Origin of the sequence: Streptomyces sp. NBC_01520 (assembly GCF_045040375.1) — a bacterium.
GTDB lineage: Bacteria > Actinomycetota > Actinomycetes > Streptomycetales > Streptomycetaceae > Streptomyces.
The window spans coordinates 4,044,647-4,059,723 of the sequence record NZ_CP109404.1 but is presented as its reverse complement, the minus strand read 5'-3'; the positions used below and the strand labels follow the sequence as shown (position 1 = coordinate 4,059,723).

General features: G+C 68.5%; 14 protein-coding genes and 1 tRNA gene. 8 read left to right on the top strand and 7 right to left on the bottom strand.

What is annotated here, in order from left to right; genetic code table 11:
• Positions 1–87 precede the first annotated feature (87 nt).
• A complete protein-coding gene (locus tag OG524_RS18205; protein ID WP_405389774.1) occupies positions 88–636 on the bottom strand; it encodes a helix-turn-helix domain-containing protein in 549 nt (182 codons plus the stop codon).
• A gap of 172 nt (positions 637–808) precedes the next feature.
• Between OG524_RS18205 and OG524_RS18200 the strand changes: the two genes are divergently transcribed.
• Positions 809–881 (top strand) — tRNA-Ala (locus OG524_RS18200).
• Between the two features lie 362 nt (positions 882–1,243).
• On the opposite strand, the gene OG524_RS18195 is transcribed toward OG524_RS18200, so the two are convergent.
• Positions 1,244–1,969, bottom strand: coding sequence for a DUF5324 family protein (locus tag OG524_RS18195; RefSeq protein ID WP_405811084.1), 726 nt, complete (start codon positions 1,967–1,969; stop codon positions 1,244–1,246).
• A 350-nt stretch (positions 1,970–2,319) separates the two neighbouring features.
• Between OG524_RS18195 and OG524_RS18190 the strand changes: the two genes are divergently transcribed.
• Together OG524_RS18190 and OG524_RS18185 are read left to right on the top strand one after the other, a co-directional pair.
• Positions 2,320–2,847, top strand: coding sequence for a peptidylprolyl isomerase (locus OG524_RS18190; protein ID WP_405811083.1), 528 nt, complete (start codon positions 2,320–2,322; stop codon positions 2,845–2,847).
• A gap of 150 nt (positions 2,848–2,997) precedes the next feature.
• Positions 2,998–3,870, top strand: a complete 873-nt coding sequence (locus tag OG524_RS18185) for a rhomboid family intramembrane serine protease (RefSeq protein WP_405389777.1) — start codon at positions 2,998–3,000, stop codon at positions 3,868–3,870.
• Between the two features lie 254 nt (positions 3,871–4,124).
• Here OG524_RS18185 and crgA read toward each other — a convergent pair whose 3' ends face one another.
• A complete protein-coding gene (gene crgA / locus OG524_RS18180) occupies positions 4,125–4,379 on the bottom strand; it encodes a cell division protein CrgA (protein ID WP_056793179.1) in 255 nt (84 codons plus the stop codon).
• Positions 4,380–4,515: 136 nt separating this feature from the next.
• Between crgA and OG524_RS18175 the strand changes: the two genes are divergently transcribed.
• The 5 genes from OG524_RS18175 to OG524_RS18155 all read left to right on the top strand — a co-directional run bounded on the left by OG524_RS18175 (position 4,516) and on the right by OG524_RS18155 (position 8,390).
• A complete protein-coding gene (locus OG524_RS18175; protein ID WP_405389779.1) occupies positions 4,516–5,283 on the top strand; it encodes a DUF881 domain-containing protein in 768 nt (255 codons plus the stop codon).
• 161 nt (positions 5,284–5,444) lie between these two features.
• Complete coding sequence (locus tag OG524_RS18170) at positions 5,445–5,633, top strand: hypothetical protein (RefSeq protein WP_405389780.1); 189 nt, start codon at positions 5,445–5,447, stop codon at positions 5,631–5,633.
• Positions 5,630–6,268, top strand: coding sequence for an aminodeoxychorismate/anthranilate synthase component II (locus tag OG524_RS18165; RefSeq protein WP_405389782.1), 639 nt, complete (start codon positions 5,630–5,632; stop codon positions 6,266–6,268). The genes OG524_RS18170 and OG524_RS18165 overlap by 4 nt, the downstream gene beginning before the upstream one ends.
• A complete protein-coding gene (locus OG524_RS18160) occupies positions 6,265–7,635 on the top strand; it encodes a class E sortase (protein ID WP_405811080.1) in 1,371 nt (456 codons plus the stop codon). Before OG524_RS18165 ends, OG524_RS18160 begins: the two co-directional genes overlap by 4 nt.
• A gap of 26 nt (positions 7,636–7,661) precedes the next feature.
• Positions 7,662–8,390: a class E sortase gene (locus OG524_RS18155; protein WP_405389784.1), complete on the top strand. Its 729-nt coding sequence runs from the start codon at positions 7,662–7,664 to the stop codon at positions 8,388–8,390.
• 152 nt (positions 8,391–8,542) lie between these two features.
• Here the strand turns inward: OG524_RS18155 and pknB are convergent, their stop codons facing one another.
• From pknB to OG524_RS18135, 4 genes are all read right to left on the bottom strand, one after another.
• Positions 8,543–10,522 (bottom strand): Stk1 family PASTA domain-containing Ser/Thr kinase, encoded by a 1,980-nt coding sequence (pknB, locus tag OG524_RS18150; RefSeq protein ID WP_405811078.1) that lies wholly within the window; start codon positions 10,520–10,522, stop codon positions 8,543–8,545.
• Between the two features lie 168 nt (positions 10,523–10,690).
• On the bottom strand, positions 10,691–12,148 hold the full coding sequence (locus tag OG524_RS18145) for a peptidoglycan D,D-transpeptidase FtsI family protein (protein WP_405389786.1): 1,458 nt from the start codon (positions 12,146–12,148) through the stop codon (positions 10,691–10,693).
• Positions 12,145–13,545 carry an FtsW/RodA/SpoVE family cell cycle protein gene (locus tag OG524_RS18140; RefSeq protein ID WP_405811076.1) on the bottom strand — a complete coding sequence of 467 codons (1,401 nt, stop codon included), beginning with the start codon at positions 13,543–13,545 and terminating at the stop codon, positions 12,145–12,147. Before OG524_RS18140 ends, OG524_RS18145 begins: the two co-directional genes overlap by 4 nt.
• Before the next feature lie 23 nt (positions 13,546–13,568).
• Positions 13,569–15,059, bottom strand: coding sequence for a Stp1/IreP family PP2C-type Ser/Thr phosphatase (locus OG524_RS18135; RefSeq protein WP_405811074.1), 1,491 nt, complete (start codon positions 15,057–15,059; stop codon positions 13,569–13,571).
• Between the last annotated feature and the right edge of the window lie 18 nt (positions 15,060–15,077).

Sequence of the window (15,077 nt, the reverse complement as noted above, 5' to 3'; positions counted from 1 at the left end):
GCTCCCCGTTCCAGTTTCGGCTCGTGTCCCGGCCGTCGGGATACTGCCAGGGTCCTGCCGGACAGGACCCGGCAACCCGGGACCTCTCTAGCTCTGGTGGCCTTCGTAGTGCGCGACCGCGTCGGCGGTGCGCCCCGCTCCGTACACCCTGAGGAACTCTGCCAGTTCGGGGTGGGTCGGGGCGAGGGAGTCCGCGGCATCGATGATGTCGCCGGCGGCGGCGACCGACCGCAGCAGCGACTGGATCTCACGGACCACGCGCCGGACCGTGGGCGCCCCGCCGGTGGTGGACGTCTGGCCGGTGCCGGTCAGAACCGAACCGCCCTGGGACTTCTTGATCTCTTCCATCCGGTCGGTGGCCTCTCCCGCGCTGGCACTGCCGTCCGACACCTGTCCGGCGAGCTCCTGAAGGGCCTGGACGCGCTGGACGACCGCGGGGTTGCCGATCTTGGCCCGCTGGCCGCTCATCAGCTGGGACAGCATGGGCGCGGACAGCCCGAGCACCGCGGCGAGCCGGGCCTGGTTCAGGCCGAGATCGTCGATCAGCCTGCGGAAGAGCGCCCCCAGAGGCTCCCCGTACCAGCTGCGCTGGAGCTCCCGGGCTCTAGCCGTCGCCTCTTGTTGCGCTGCGTCCATTGCGTCTCCCCTTCGCTGCGGCTTCGCTGCTGCGAACCTTGCCGTGCATCTTACGGAGAGCCGTTGCGGACCGGGAGTCCCAATCCTTTTGCAAGATTCAGGGGGTCACCCGGTACTCTGTTCTGCGACGGATGTCGCGGCACCGATGCGTCCGGTACTGTCGGCTTTTCCCGGGGCCTTAGCTCAGTTGGTAGAGCGCTGCCTTTGCAAGGCAGATGTCAGGAGTTCGAATCTCCTAGGCTCCACAACCCAACACCCCTGACCTGTGTTTCAGCAGGTCAGGGGTGTTTTTTCGTCCATGGGGCAGGCGGGTGCGGGGTTGCTCCGTCCCCGTCCCGCCCGTGCGGGCCTCAGGCGCGCGGTTCGAGCACGGTGATACCTCCGGCTCGGCACCCACCCGTACCGGCGGCCGAAGAATCCGGCGCCGTCGGTCACGTACAGCCGGGTTCCGTCGATCTTCCCGGGGCGACCCTTCCGGGGCCGGTGCGGCGGGGGTGGCCGGCGCGGTCAGTTCCGTGAGCGGGAACATCGGGCCGCCGAGCACTACGACGAAGAGGGGCGCCGGACGGCCTCACGGTCGTCCGGCGCCCCTCTCGTTGCCGTGTGCTCAGCGGCGCTCGTCGCCGTCGGTGCCCTCCGCAGTGTCCGCTCCGGTCTCGTCCTCGTCCTGCGTGGCCCGGACCTCCGGGTCGAGCACGGTCGGGGCGCTGCCGTCGATTGAGGTCAGCGGGGCCGGGTCGTCGGCCACCTCGGTGGGGGCGGGAGGCTCGACCAGCCAGTCCGGGTTGGCCTGCTTGTCCCACCACTTCCAGGCGGCGAAGGCGCCGCCCGCCAGAACGCCCAGGATGAGCACCCCCTTGGCCACGCCGCCGGCCCTGGCACGCCGCTTGTGTTTTCTGGCGAGCTTGCGGATCTCCTTGGCCGTCACCTGGCCACGCAGCGCGGCCAGCGCTGCGGCGCTGCGGGCGGTGGCCTCCTCGGCCATGGGCTGGGCCATCGCCACCGCGTGTTCGACACGCGGCACGGTGTAGTCGGCCGCGCTCCGGGCGGCCCGCCGGGTACGGACGGCGGCGCGGTGTGCGGCCTCGTCGACCCTGGGGGGCACATGGGTGCGTGCCTGTTCGATGCGGGGCGCGAGATGCGCGCCGTACTGGACGCGAGCCTGCGCGGCTGCCTTCGACACCTTGGGCGCGAGCAGGGCGCGAGCCTCCTGCGCGTAGTGCGCGGCCTGTTCCTTGGCCGTGTCGGCGTAGGGCGCCACCACTTCCGCGGCGTGCTGCGCGCTGTCCTTCGCCGAGTAGGTTGCGGCGCGCACGCTGTCGATGCGGGTCACGGGATCCTCCTCCTTGGTGGCGGGTAGGTACTCCGCCTATCCACCCATTTCGAAATCATGCCTGCTGAGGCCTTGAGCGCCAGACGGGACGGGCATCCGGGTCATGAACGGCATTCTCGGGGCAATACGGTGCAAGGGGAGCGTCGCGACGACGATGCCACGGTTCGTGTCGGTGCGCGCCGTGGCGCCGCGCACTTGGCCGCATTTATCCCGCAGGAAGTGTGGGAAAGGTGCAGGAAAGCGGGCAACAAGGTGAGTGCCGCTCGTCCTTGGGGCGTCGACCGGGGGTCGGACGGGGTGCACCGTGCAAGGATCGGTGGTCGTCAGAGAAGACTTACGGAAGGCAGATCGTGGCCGAGCAGCTGTACGCCACCTTGAAGACCAGCCAAGGCGACATCGAGATCCGGCTTCTGCCGAACCACGCGCCCAAGACGGTCAAGAACTTCGTCGAGCTCGCCCAGGGCGAGCGTGAGTGGACCAACCCGGCGACCGGCAGGAAGTCCACGGACAAGCTGTACGACGGCACTGTCTTCCACCGCGTCATCAGCGGCTTCATGATCCAGGGCGGCGACCCGCTGGGCAACGGTACGGGCGGGCCGGGATACGAGTTCGGCGACGAGTTCCACCCCGACCTCGCGTTCAACAAGCCCTACCTGCTGGCGATGGCCAACGCGGGTCCGGGCACCAACGGCTCGCAGTTCTTCCTGACGGTGTCGCCCACGGCATGGCTCACCGGCAAGCACACGATCTTCGGTGAGGTCTCCGACGGCGCGGGCAGGAAGGTCGTGGACACCATCGCGGCGACCGCGACGAATCCGCGCACGGACCGTCCGGTGCAGGACGTGGTGATCGAGTCGGTCGTCATCGAGACCCGCTGATCTCCACCCCCGCGCCGGTGGGCGTCGGGACTGTCGACCCCGGAGTCCGGGAACCTGCCGCCCTGTTCGTCCGTACTGTTACATAACGGGCGAGCGGGGCGGACGCAGGTGCGCCGCCTCCACGGACGAGGACCGAAGGGGCCGTGACCGATGGAGCAGCAGCCGCCGAAGGACGGGGCCGCGGACGGCCCGGCCACGTGCTACAGGCATCCGGACCGGGAGACGGGGATCCGATGCGTCCGGTGCGAGCGGCCGATCTGCACCGACTGCATGATCGACGCCTCGGTCGGCTTTCAGTGCCCGGACTGCGTCCGGGAGGGCTCCGGTGCGGGTCACCATCCGGCGGCGAGCCGGCCGCGCACCCTGGCGGGCGGCACCGTCGCGAGCGACCCCAGGCTGGTCACCAAGATCCTGCTCGGCATCAATCTCGCGGTGTTCATTGCCGTCTCCGTCGCGGGGCGCCCGCTGCTCGACGACCTGCTGCTCTTCGGCAGTGCGGGCGGCCAGGGAGTCGCCGAAGGGCAGTGGTACCGCCTGGTGACGTCGATGTTCCTGCACCAGGAGGTGTGGCACATCGCCTTCAACATGCTGGGGCTGTGGTGGCTCGGCGGACCGCTGGAAGCCGCGCTGGGCCGGGTCCGCTATCTGCTGCTCTACGTGCTCTCGGGGCTGGCCGGCAGTGCCCTCACGTACTGGATCTCCGATCCGTCGCAGGGCTCGCTCGGTGCGTCCGGTGCCGTGTTCGGTCTGCTGGGGGCCACAGCGGTCCTGATGCGCCGGATGAACTACGACATGCGGCCGCTGATCGCGCTCCTCGTGGTGAACCTGATCTTCACCTTCAACCCGTGGGGTGCCATCGCCTGGCAGGCGCACATCGGCGGCCTGGTCGCGGGTGCCCTGATCGCGACCGCCATGGTGCACGCACCGCGCGAGCGCCGGAACCTCGTGCAGTACGGGGCCTGTGCGCTGGTTCTGGTGGTGGTCGTGGTGATCGTTCTCGTCAGGACCGCAGCGCTCACCTGAGCGGAATCCGGTGTTCCGGGGTCGGGGTTGTCCACAGAGGGTGCCGGATCTTGTGCATGGCGTGGGGAACAGCTGTGCCCCTTGTCGCTGAACTGGGTTTTTCCAGTCAGGACAAGGGGCGTACCGTCCCGCGATGCGAGAGTGTGCAGTCACACCGGCGTCAACTTCGACGGAAGTTATCCACAGATCGTCTGACCTTTTCCCCTGATTGTGGATAACTCTGTGGGTAACTCAGGGCAGGGGTGTGCGCAGGGCTACTTCCACTGGGTGGAGACACCGAAGCCACCGGCGATGAAGCCGAAGCCCACCACGATGTTCCAGTTGCCCAGGGCGTCGATCGGCAGATCGCCCTCGGTTACGTAGAAGACCACGATCCAGGCCAGGCCGATGAGGAAGAGCGCCAGCATCACCGGCGCCACCCAACTTCGGTTGGTCAGCTTTATGTTGGTGGACTGCCTCTCCGGAGGAGGCGTGAAGTCTGCCTTCTTGCGGATACGTGACTTCGGCACGAGGGACTCTCCTGTCGATGCGCTGCGTGACCGCGCAGGGATCTGTGGCTGGCGCCGGGGCGCAAGGGGGAATGCTGCCTCCCCGGGGCGTCCGTTAGCGTAGTGCTTCCGTGGCGCCTAAGGAGATAAGGGTACGTTGAGCAATTCTGCCGACTCTCCTCAAGGTCCGGCCCGGCGAGTGTCCCGGTGGCCGGTCCAGAGCCTCACCGCTGCCGTTTTCGCGCTGGCCGGACTCATCTTCGTCACCAGCGCCAACACTGCCAAGGGTACGGACATCCGTACCGACTCCTCCTTGCTGAAGCTTTCCGACCTCATCCAGCAGCGCAGCGAGAACAACGCCGAGCTGGACGAATCGACGGCTTCGGTGCGCGCGGACATCGACGCGCTCGCCCGGCGTGACGACGGGAGCACCGAGGCGGAGGACGCCGAGCTCGACGCGCTGGAGAAGGCCGCGGGCACGACGGAGCTCACCGGCGAGGCCGTCAGCGTCACGCTCGACGACGCGCCGCCCGATGCCACCGCGAACCCCGGCTATCCCGATCCGCAGCCCAATGACCTGGTCATCCACCAGCAGGATCTGCAGGCCGTCGTGAACGCCCTCTGGGAGGGTGGGGCCCGCGGGATCCAGGTGATGGACCAGCGGCTGATCTCCACGAGCGCCGTGCGCTGTGTCGGCAACACGCTGATCCTGCAGGGCCGGGTGTACTCCCCTCCGTACAAGGTCACCGCGGTCGGCGACCCGGGCGGTCTCAAGCAGGCGCTCGACGACTCCACGGCGATCCAGAACTACCAGCTGTACGTGAAGGCGTACGGGCTGGGCTGGCAGGTCGACGAGGACGACAAGGTGACGCTCCCCGGCTATTCGGGCACGGTGGACCTCCATTACGCACAGCCCGTGGAGTAGCCCTCCGGGCGGGCCGGCCGGTGCCGGAGCCATGATTCGGGCCGCGGTCGTCCACAGCCGGGCCACAGGTGTGACGGACGCCGGGCCGCGGCTTTCCACAGCTGACCCACGCCCGAGCCCCCGCCGTTTAGTCTGGTGCCGTACCGAACGGAGGGGACAGCATGTACGGCTGGATCTGGCGGCATCTGCCGGGCAACACATGGGTGCGGGGCTTCCTGTCGCTCGTGCTCGCCCTGGCTGCCGTCTACGCGCTCTTCCAGTACGTCTTCCCCTGGGCGGAGCCCCTGCTCCCGTTCGGTGATGTGACGGTGGACGGCGAAGGCACGGGCGGAGCGGAGACCGGCCGGTGAGCGCACGCATTCTCGTCGTCGACAACTACGACAGCTTTGTCTTCAACCTCGTCCAGTACCTCTACCAGCTCGGTGCCGAGTGCGAAGTGGTGCGCAACGACGAGGTGACCACGGCGCACGCCGAGGACGGCTTCGACGGTGTTCTGCTGTCGCCGGGACCGGGCACGCCCGAGCAGGCCGGGGTCTGCATCGACATGGTGCACCACTGCGCGCGCACCGGCGTCCCCGTATTCGGCGTATGCCTGGGCATGCAGTCGATGGCCGTCGCGTACGGCGGTGTGGTGGACCGCGCGCCGGAGCTGCTGCACGGCAAGACCTCCCCCGTGCTGCACGAGGGGAAGGGCGTGTTCGCCGGCCTGCCGTCGCCGTTCACCGCGACGCGCTACCACTCGCTCGCCGCGGAGCCTGCCACGGTCCCGCCCGAGCTGGAGGTCACCGCGCGTACCGCCGACGGGATCATCATGGGTCTGCGCCACCGTGAACTGGCGGTGGAGGGCGTGCAGTTCCACCCGGAGTCCGTGCTCACCGAGCACGGCCACCTGATGCTCGCGAACTGGCTGGCGCAGTGCGGGTACACGGGGGCCGTCGCCAGGTCGGTGGGGCTCGCACCGGTGGTGGGCAAGGCCGCGGCGTGACCGCGCTCCGCCCCGAACCCGATGCCGGGCAGAACGGCCCGTACGCGCAGGGAGCGTACGAGGCCGACGGCACGTTCGAGGCGGCGGTGGAGCAGCTCGAGGACCCGCTGAACGACCCCCTGCCGGGCCAGCACACGGCGCCCTGGTTCCGGGCGGAGAGCGCCCCGGCGGACGGTGCGGCAGGACCGGACCCCTCGGCAGCGGCGCCGCAGGGGTCCCGGCGGCCACAGGAGACCCCTGGGGAGTGGTACGACCCGGAGGGGTACCAGCGGGACTGGTACGGGCAGCGAGGGCCGGAACCGGCCCCTCAGCCGGTTTCTGCCCCGGCGGCGTCCGTGTCGCCCGATCCGGTGCCCGGGCCCGCTCCTGTCGAGCCCCGTGTCCAGGCTGCCCCGGCCCGGGTCGACGAGACCGTCGCCCTGCGGACGGCGGACACCCGCCGCCTGTCACAGCCGGACAACCCCGTGGCCGCCCCCGATGCCGACCTCGACGTTCCGGATCCGCCGGCCGCACCTCTGCCGGACCCCTCGGCCGCGTCCCTGCCGACGGGCGGCCGGGCGGAGCGCCGGCGAGCGGCCAAGGGCCGCGGAAAGCGGCGGGCCGAACCGCGCCGCCCGGCGGAGGCGGACACGGCAGAGCCCGCCGCCGTCCCCATGTCGCGGCTGGAAGCCCGGCGTGCGGCCCGCGCGGCCAAGGACAGCCCGGCCGTCGTGGCCAGTCGGGTCGTCGGAGAGGTGTTCATCACCTTCGGCGTGCTGATGCTTCTTTTCGTCACGTATCAGCTGTGGTGGACCAACATCCGTGCCGACCAGATCGCCGGCCGGGAGACGAACAAGATCCAGGACGACTGGGCGAACGGCGAACGCACACCGGGCGCCTTCGAGGCGGGCCAGGGCTTCGCCATCATGCACATCCCGAAGCTGGACGTGGTCGCGCCGATCGCCGAGGGCATCAACAAGGAGAAGGTCCTCGACCGCGGCATGATCGGCCACTACGCCGAGGGCAAGCTGAAGACGGCCATGCCTTCGGCGAAGCAGGGGAACTTCGCGGTCGCGGGTCACCGCAACACCCATGGCGAACCGTTCCGCTACGTCAACAAGCTGAAGCCCGGTGACCCGATCGTGGTGGAGACGCGGGAGGCGTACTACACCTACGAGATGACCAGCATCCTTCCCCAGACGTCGCCGTCCAACGTCTCGGTGATCGACGCCGTGCCGAAGGGATCCGGCTTCTCCGGTCCGGGCAGGTACATCACGCTGACGACGTGTACGCCGGAATTCACGAGTACGTACCGAATGATCGTGTGGGGCAAGATGGTCGACGAACGGCCGCGCAGCGAGGGGAAGCCCGACGCACTCGTCGGCTGAACATCATCACGACAGGGACGGGTGCGGTGGCAGCGAGGACCGAGCACGAAGAGCGCGCCGCCGTGCCGGCGCCGCCGGTACGGCGCAGTAGCCGTCATCCTGTCGCGGCGGCCGTGAGCCTCTTCGGTGAGCTGCTGATCACGGCAGGCCTGGTGCTGGGCCTCTTTGTCGTCTACTCGCTGTGGTGGACCAACGTGCTCGCCGACCGCGAGGCCGACAAGCAGGGCAACAGCGTTCGCGACCGCTGGGCGGGCGGACCGGGTGCGCTGGACACCAAGGACGGCATCGGCTTCCTGCACGTGCCCGCCATGAAGAACGGCGAGGTGCTGGTCAAGAAGGGCACGGACCCCGAGACCCTCAACCACGGCATCGCCGGCTACTACACGGACCCCGTGAAGTCGGCGCTCCCCTCGGACGAGCAGGGCAACTTCACGCTTGCCGCGCACCGGGACGGCCACGGCGCCAAGTTCCACAACATAGACAAGGTGAAGAAGGGCGACGCGGTCGTTTTCGAGACCAAGGACACCTGGTACGTCTACAAGGTGTACGCCGAGCTCCCGGAGACGTCGAAGTTCAACGTCGACGCGATCGCGCCGGTGCCGAAGGAGTCGGGCGTGAAGAAGCCCGGCCGCTACATCACACTGACCACATGCACGCCGGTCTACACGTCGAAGTACCGCTACATCGTGTGGGGCGAGCTGGTCCGTACGGAGAAGGTCGACCGGGACCGTACGAAGCCGGCGGAGCTGCGGTGACTCTGCCGGGTCCCTGCGCGCGCCGGGCGTTCCGACGCCCACGACGAGTCGGGCCGGGCGATTGCCCCGGATCCGGGCTCTGAGCGAAGAAGGAGGGCCCCGGTCACCGTTGAGGTGACCGGGGCCCTTCGCTGTGCGGCGGGTTTTGTGGGTCAGTCCGAGAATCCGGACGGGCCGCCGAAGATGTTGCCGTCCCCGCCGACGGTCGTCAGGGTGACCGTACTGCCCTTGGCCACTTGGCTGTTCGCACCCGGGGCCGCGTTCATCACCACGGCGTTGCCCTTGTCGGACGAGTTGGGGGCGAGCGCGACCACCAGACCCAGGCCTTCGAGAGTGGCCTTCGCGTCCTGGTACCGCTTTCCGATGATGTCCCCGGGGATGGTGACCTGCTCCGGCTGCGCGGGCCCCTTGGAGACCTTCAGGACGATCTGGACGTCCTTGGCCTGCTTGCTCGGCCCCGCCGGGGTCTGTTCAATCACGATGCCTGCAGCCTCGTTCGAATCAACGTCGGCCCTCAAGACGTTGGTGAACCCAAGGCGATTGAGTTGATCGACTGCTGCCGAGAAATCACGGGTGCGTACATCGGGCATCGGCTCGGTCGCCTGCTTGGCCACCGTGATCGTGACCTCGGAGTCCTTCTCGGCCTTCTCGCCCGGCCCCGGCTTCTGCTTGGTGACCGTGCCCGGGGTCGCGTTGGACTCGACGGCTTCGACGGAGACCGTGAAGCCCTTCTCCTCCAGAGCCTTCCGGGCGCTGTCCTCGGACTTCTCCAGGACGTCCGGGACCTCGACCTTGGGCGCTCCGGTGGAGACGACGACCGTGATGGTCTCGCCCGCCTTGATCGTGCCGTCCGCCGGATTCTGGCTGCAGATCTTGTCCGCGGCCTGTTCCTCGCAGGGCTCCTTCGAACCCACCTTCAGGACGATGTCGGCGTTGTCCGCGGTCTCCTGGGCTTCGGCGACCGTGGATCCGACCAAGGTCGGTACGTCGATCTCCCCACTGCCGCCGTCGGTGGACCCGAAGACCTCACGGCCGATCAGGATCGCACCCACGAGCACCAGGATGCCCGCGACGACCAGCAGGATCGTCGAGGTGTTGCTCTTCTTCTGTCGGCGGCGGTCCGGGCGGTCGTCGTAGCCGTAACCGCCGTCGTCCGGGTTGACCGGCGGAAGCATGGACGTCTGGGCACCGGCCGGGTCCATCGGGCGCAGGGCCGTGGTGGGCTGGTCGTTGCCGTAGGCGTCGTAGCCGCCGTAGCCCGCCGCACCCATCGCCGCCGTGGCCGCGACCGGCTGACCGTCGAGGCAGGCCTCGATGTCGGCGCGCATCTCGTCGGCCGACTGGTACCGGTAGTCGGGGTCCTTCGTCAGCGCCTTCAACACGATCGCGTCCATCTCGGGCGTGATCTCGGGGTCGAAGTTGCTCGGCGGCTGCGGCTCTTCCCGTACGTGCTGGTAGGCGACCGCGACCGGCGAGTCCCCGACGAACGGGGGCCGGACCGCGAGCAGTTCGTAGAGCAGGCAGCCGGTGGAGTACAGGTCGGAGCGTGCGTCGACCTGTTCGCCCTTGGCCTGCTCCGGGGAGAGGTACTGGGCCGTGCCGATGACCGCCGCGGTCTGGGTCATCGTCATGCCGGAGTCGCCCATCGCGCGGGCGATGCCGAAGTCCATGACCTTGACCTGGCCGGTGCGCGTCAGCATGACGTTCGCCGGCTTGATGTCGCGGTGGACGATCTGGGCGCGGTGCGAGTACTCCAGCGCCTGGAGGATGCCGACCGTCATTTCGAGGGTGCGTTCGGGCAGCAGCTTGCGGCCCGAGTGAAGAAGCTCTCTGAGGGTCGAGCCGTCGACGTACTCCATCACGATGTACGGGATGGAGACACCGTCGACGTAGTCCTCGCCGGTGTCGTAGACGGCGACGATCGCGGGGTGGTTGAGCGAGGCGGCCGACTGGGCCTCACGGCGGAACCGGGCCTGGAATGACGGGTCGCGGGCGAGATCGGCCCGCAGCGTCTTCACAGCTACGGTGCGGCCGAGCCGGGTGTCGTGCGCGAGGTAGACCTCGGCCATGCCACCACGGCCGAGCACCGAGCCCAGCTCGTACCGGCCGCCGAGGCGACGCGGCTCTTCCATAACTGATCCAGCCCTCTCCGTCAGTCCCGACCGCACCCGTGTGTGGTCCGGCGGTGCGCTGTTCGCGCATACGCTACCGGGCGCGCCCGACGTGATCGCCCCGCACCCGTCAGCTGATATCCGACCGGTATCCCAATGTGCTGGTGTGGACAGAAGTTGTGACGGTTGTCACTTCTTTCCGTCGAGTACCGCCTTCATCACATTCTTGGCGATCGGCGCGGCCAGGCCGCCGCCGGAGATGTCGTCCCGGTTGGCATTGCCGTCCTCGACGACCACGGCGACGGCGACCGGTGAGCCGCTGTCGGTCTTGGCGTACGAGATGAACCAGGCGTAGGGCTTCTCGCTGTTGTTGAGGCCGTGTTGCGCGGTTCCGGTCTTGCCACCGACAGTGACGCCGTCGATCCGCGCGTTGGTTCCCGTGCCCTTCTCGACGACGGTCTCCATCATCTGCTGCACCTTCTGGGCGTTCTCACCCGAGAGGGGCTGACCGATCTGCTTCTTCTCGTGCGTGTAGATGACGTCCAGGTTGGGTGCCTGGCGCTCGGCGACCATGTACGGCTGCATGAGCTTGCCGTCGTTGGCGATCGCGGCTGCCACCATGGCCATCTGGAGCGGGGTGGCCCGGTTGGACGCCTGGCCGATGCCCGCCATGGCGTTCTGTGGCCGGTTGTCCTTCGGGTAGACGCTGGCGTCGGCGCGGACAGGAGTGAAGATCTCCTCGTTGAAGCCGAACTTGTCGGCCTGCTCGATCATCTTGTCGTTGCCGAGGTCGTCGCTGAGCTTGCCGAAGACGGTGTTGCAGGACCAGCGCAGGGCTTCCCGGAGGGAGGCGTCCTCGCACGGGATGCTGCCCTCGTTCTGCAGCAGGTTGGTCGACTGCGGCAGCCGCCAGGGCAGCGGGGAGTCCGTCTTCGCGTCGATGTCGGTGTAGAGGCCGTTCTCCAGGGCCGCGGCGGCCGTGACGACCTTGAACGTCGAGCCCGGCGGGTAGGTCTCCCGCAGGGCCCGGTTCAGCATCGGCTTGTCCTTGTCGTTCAGGAGCTTCTGCCGGGCGTCCGAGTCCTTGAGCGAGTTCCCCGCGAAGACCGACGGGTCGTACGAGGGAGTGCTGGCCAGTGCCAGGACGGCGCCGGTCTGCGGGTCGATCGCGGCTACGGCACCCTTCTTGTCGCCGAGTCCTTCGAAGGCGGCCTTCTGGGCGGCGCCGTCGAGGGTGGTGACGATGTTCCCGCCGGTCTTCTTCTCGCCGGTGAACATCGAGAGCGTCCGGTCGAAGAACAGCTGGTCACTGTTGCCGGTGAGGATGCCGTCCTCGAGGTTCTCCAGCTGGGAGGAGTCGAAGGCCTGCGAGGAGTAGCCGGTGACGGGCGCCCACATGGGGCCGTTCTTCCAGACACGCTTGTACCTGAAGTCGCTGTCCGTGGTCTCGACCGAGCCGGTGACCGGCTCGCCGTCGACGATGATGTTGCCGCGCTCGTGCGCGTAGCGCTCGATCTCGACGCGGCGGTTGTGCTCGTTGGAGTTGAGCTCGTCGGCGCGGACGTACTGGAGGTAGTTGGTCCGCACCAGCAGGGCCAGGACCAGGATGCCGCAGAACATCGCGATCCGGCGGAGCGGCTTGTTCACGGTCGGACCACCTGGGTCATCTCGGCGTCCGTGGACGGCGCGGGGGCCGGAGCGGGACGGCGGGCGGTATCACTGATTCTGATCAGGATGCCGATCAGGGCCCAGTTGGCGATGACGGAGGAACCACCGGCCGCGAGGAACGGCATGGTCATACCGGTCAGCGGGATGAGACCCATGACACCGCCGGCGACGACGAAGACCTGGATGGCGAAGGAGCCGGAGAGGCCGATCGCCAGGAGCTTGCCGAAGGGGTCGCGGGCGGCGAGCGCGGTGCGGACACCGCGTTCGACGATGAGGCCGTAGATGAGCAGGACGGCCATCATCCCGGCGAGGCCGAGCTCCTCGCCGACGGTGGCGAGGATGAAGTCGGAGTTGGCGGCGAAGCCGATCAGGTCGGAGTTGCCCTGTCCGAGGCCGGTGCCGAGGGTGCCGCCGGAGCCGAACGCCATCAGGGACTTGGCCATCTGCTCGCTCGCGTCGATCTTGTCCCAGCCCGCGAAGGGGTCGAGCCAGGCGGTGACGCGCTGCTGGACGTGAATCTCGAACGTAGCCACAGCGACTGCGCCGGCCGCGGACATCAGCAGACCGAAGACGATCCAGCTGGTGCGCTCGGTGGCGACGTACAGCATGACGACGAACATGCCGAAGAACAGCAGCGAGGATCCGAGGTCGGTCTCGAAGACCAGGATGAGGATCGAGAAGGCCCAGACCATGAGGATCGGCCCGAGGTCACGGCCCCGGGGCAGGTAGAGCCCCATGAAACGGCGGCTGGCCAGGGCCAGTGCGTCGCGCTTGACCATAAGGTACCCGGCGAAGAACACCGCAATGATGATCTTGGCGAACTCCCCCGGCTGGATCGTGCCGATACCGGGGAGCCGGATCCAGATCTTCGCGCCGTTCACAGCGGGGAAGAACATCGGCAGGATCAGCAGGACCAGCGCCACCACCATGGAGATGTAGGTGTAGCGCTGCAGGATGCGGTGGTCCTTCAGGGCGATCAGCACACCGACCAGCAGTGCCACGCCGACAGCGGAGAAGATGAGCTGTTTCGACGCGGCAGGCGCGTACGTCGTGAGCGCCTGCATCCTCTCGGACTGGTCCAGCCGCCAGATGAGCGCCAGGCCCAGCCCGTTCAGCAGGGTCGCCAGCGGGAGCAGCAGCGGGTCCGAGTACGGGGCGAACCTGCGGACCGCGAGGTGCGCGACGCCGCCGAGCAGGGCGAGGCCCAGCCCGTATCCGAGCATGCCGGCGGGCAGTTCGCCGTTGAGGGCGAGGCCCACGTTGGCGTACGCGAACACCGAGATCAGGACGGCGAAGACAACCAGCGCCAGTTCGGTGTTGCGGCGGCTCGGCGCGTCGATCGCGCCGATGGTCGTGGTGTTGGTGACAACGCTCATGGTGCTGAAGGCCCCCTACGGCTTTACTGCTTACCGCACTGCGGGACCAGCTTCTTCTCTTCCTCCGAGAGGCTGGGGCCGGGAGCGGGAGTCGCGGTCGTCTTGGTCCCCTTGGCGGAGGACGTAGCGGAAGTGCTGTCGGCGGTGTCGGGCGTCCCGCTCTTGTCCTTGGCGGCACTGCTGTCCGCTTCGGCCGCGCGGCGCTGGGCGTCCTTCTTGCACGCGGAGGCCTGCGCTTCGAGCTCGCTGACCTTCTTGCGGGCATCGGTGAGGTTGCCCTCGGCGATGGTGGCCTCGACCTGCTTGCGCTGGTAGGGCGGGAGGTACTTCAGTTCGATCTCGGTGTTCTCTTCGACCTTCGAGAGCGAGACCCAGGCCAGGTCCTGGCTGATGCCGCGGAACAGTGCGACGTTCTCGTCCTTGGCGCCCACGTAGAACTGCGTCTGCGTCCAGCGGTAGCCGCCGTAGACGCCACCGCCGATGACGGCCAGTGCCAGGACGATGTAGAACGACCGCTTCAGCCACTTGCGGCCGCCGCGCGGTTTCACGAAGTCGTCGTCGGAGTACGAGCCGAAGGCGCCGTCGGGGCCGGAACCGTAGCCCATGTCGTCGCCGCTGCCGGGCGGGCCGAAGCCTCCGGCGGGCGGCGGGACGGGACGGCCGAGGCCGGCCGCGCGCCCTGCCGGGGTCTCCATGGCCCCGCCGTCGCTCAGCTGGGCGGCCTGGTTCTCGGCGACGGCTCCGACGATGACCGGGGTGTCGTTGAGCTGCCCGGCCAGGGTGTCGTTGCTGTCGACGTCCAGGACGTCGGCGACGATGCAGGTGATGTTGTCGGGGCCACCGCCGCGCAGAGCGAGCTGGATGAGCTCCTGGATGGTCTCCTGCGGGCCCTGGTAGCTGGCCAGAGTCTCTTCCATCGTCTGGTGGGAGACGACGCCGGAGAGCCCGTCGGAGCAGATCAGGTAGCGGTCGCCGGCCCGGACCTCACGGATGGAGAGGTCGGGTTCGACGTGGTCGCCGCTGCCCAGCGCCCGCATCAGCAGGGAGCGCTGGGGGTGGGTGGTGGCCTCTTCCTCGGTGATCCTGCCCTCGTCGACGAGGCGCTGGACCCAGGTGTGGTCCTGGGTGATCTGCGTCAGTACGCCGTCGCGCAGCAGGTACGCCCGGGAGTCGCCGACGTGGACGAGGCCGAGACGCTGTCCGGTCCAGAGCAGGGCGGTGAGCGTCGTGCCCATGCCCTCCAGCTGGGGGTCCTCCTCGACCATGACGCGCAGCTGGTCGTTGGCCCGCTGGACCGCCGTGCCGAGCGAGGTGAGGATGTCGGAGCCCGGTACGTCGTCGTCGAGCTGGACGAGCGTGGAGATCACCTCGGAACTGGCGACCTCTCCCGCCGCCTGGCCGCCCATGCCGTCGGCGATGGCGAGAAGGCGGGGACCGGCGTAGCCGGAGTCCTCGTTGCCTTCCCGGATCATGCCCTTGTGGGATCCGGCGGCGAAGCGCAGGGACAAGCTCATGCGCACCTCGCCCGTCGG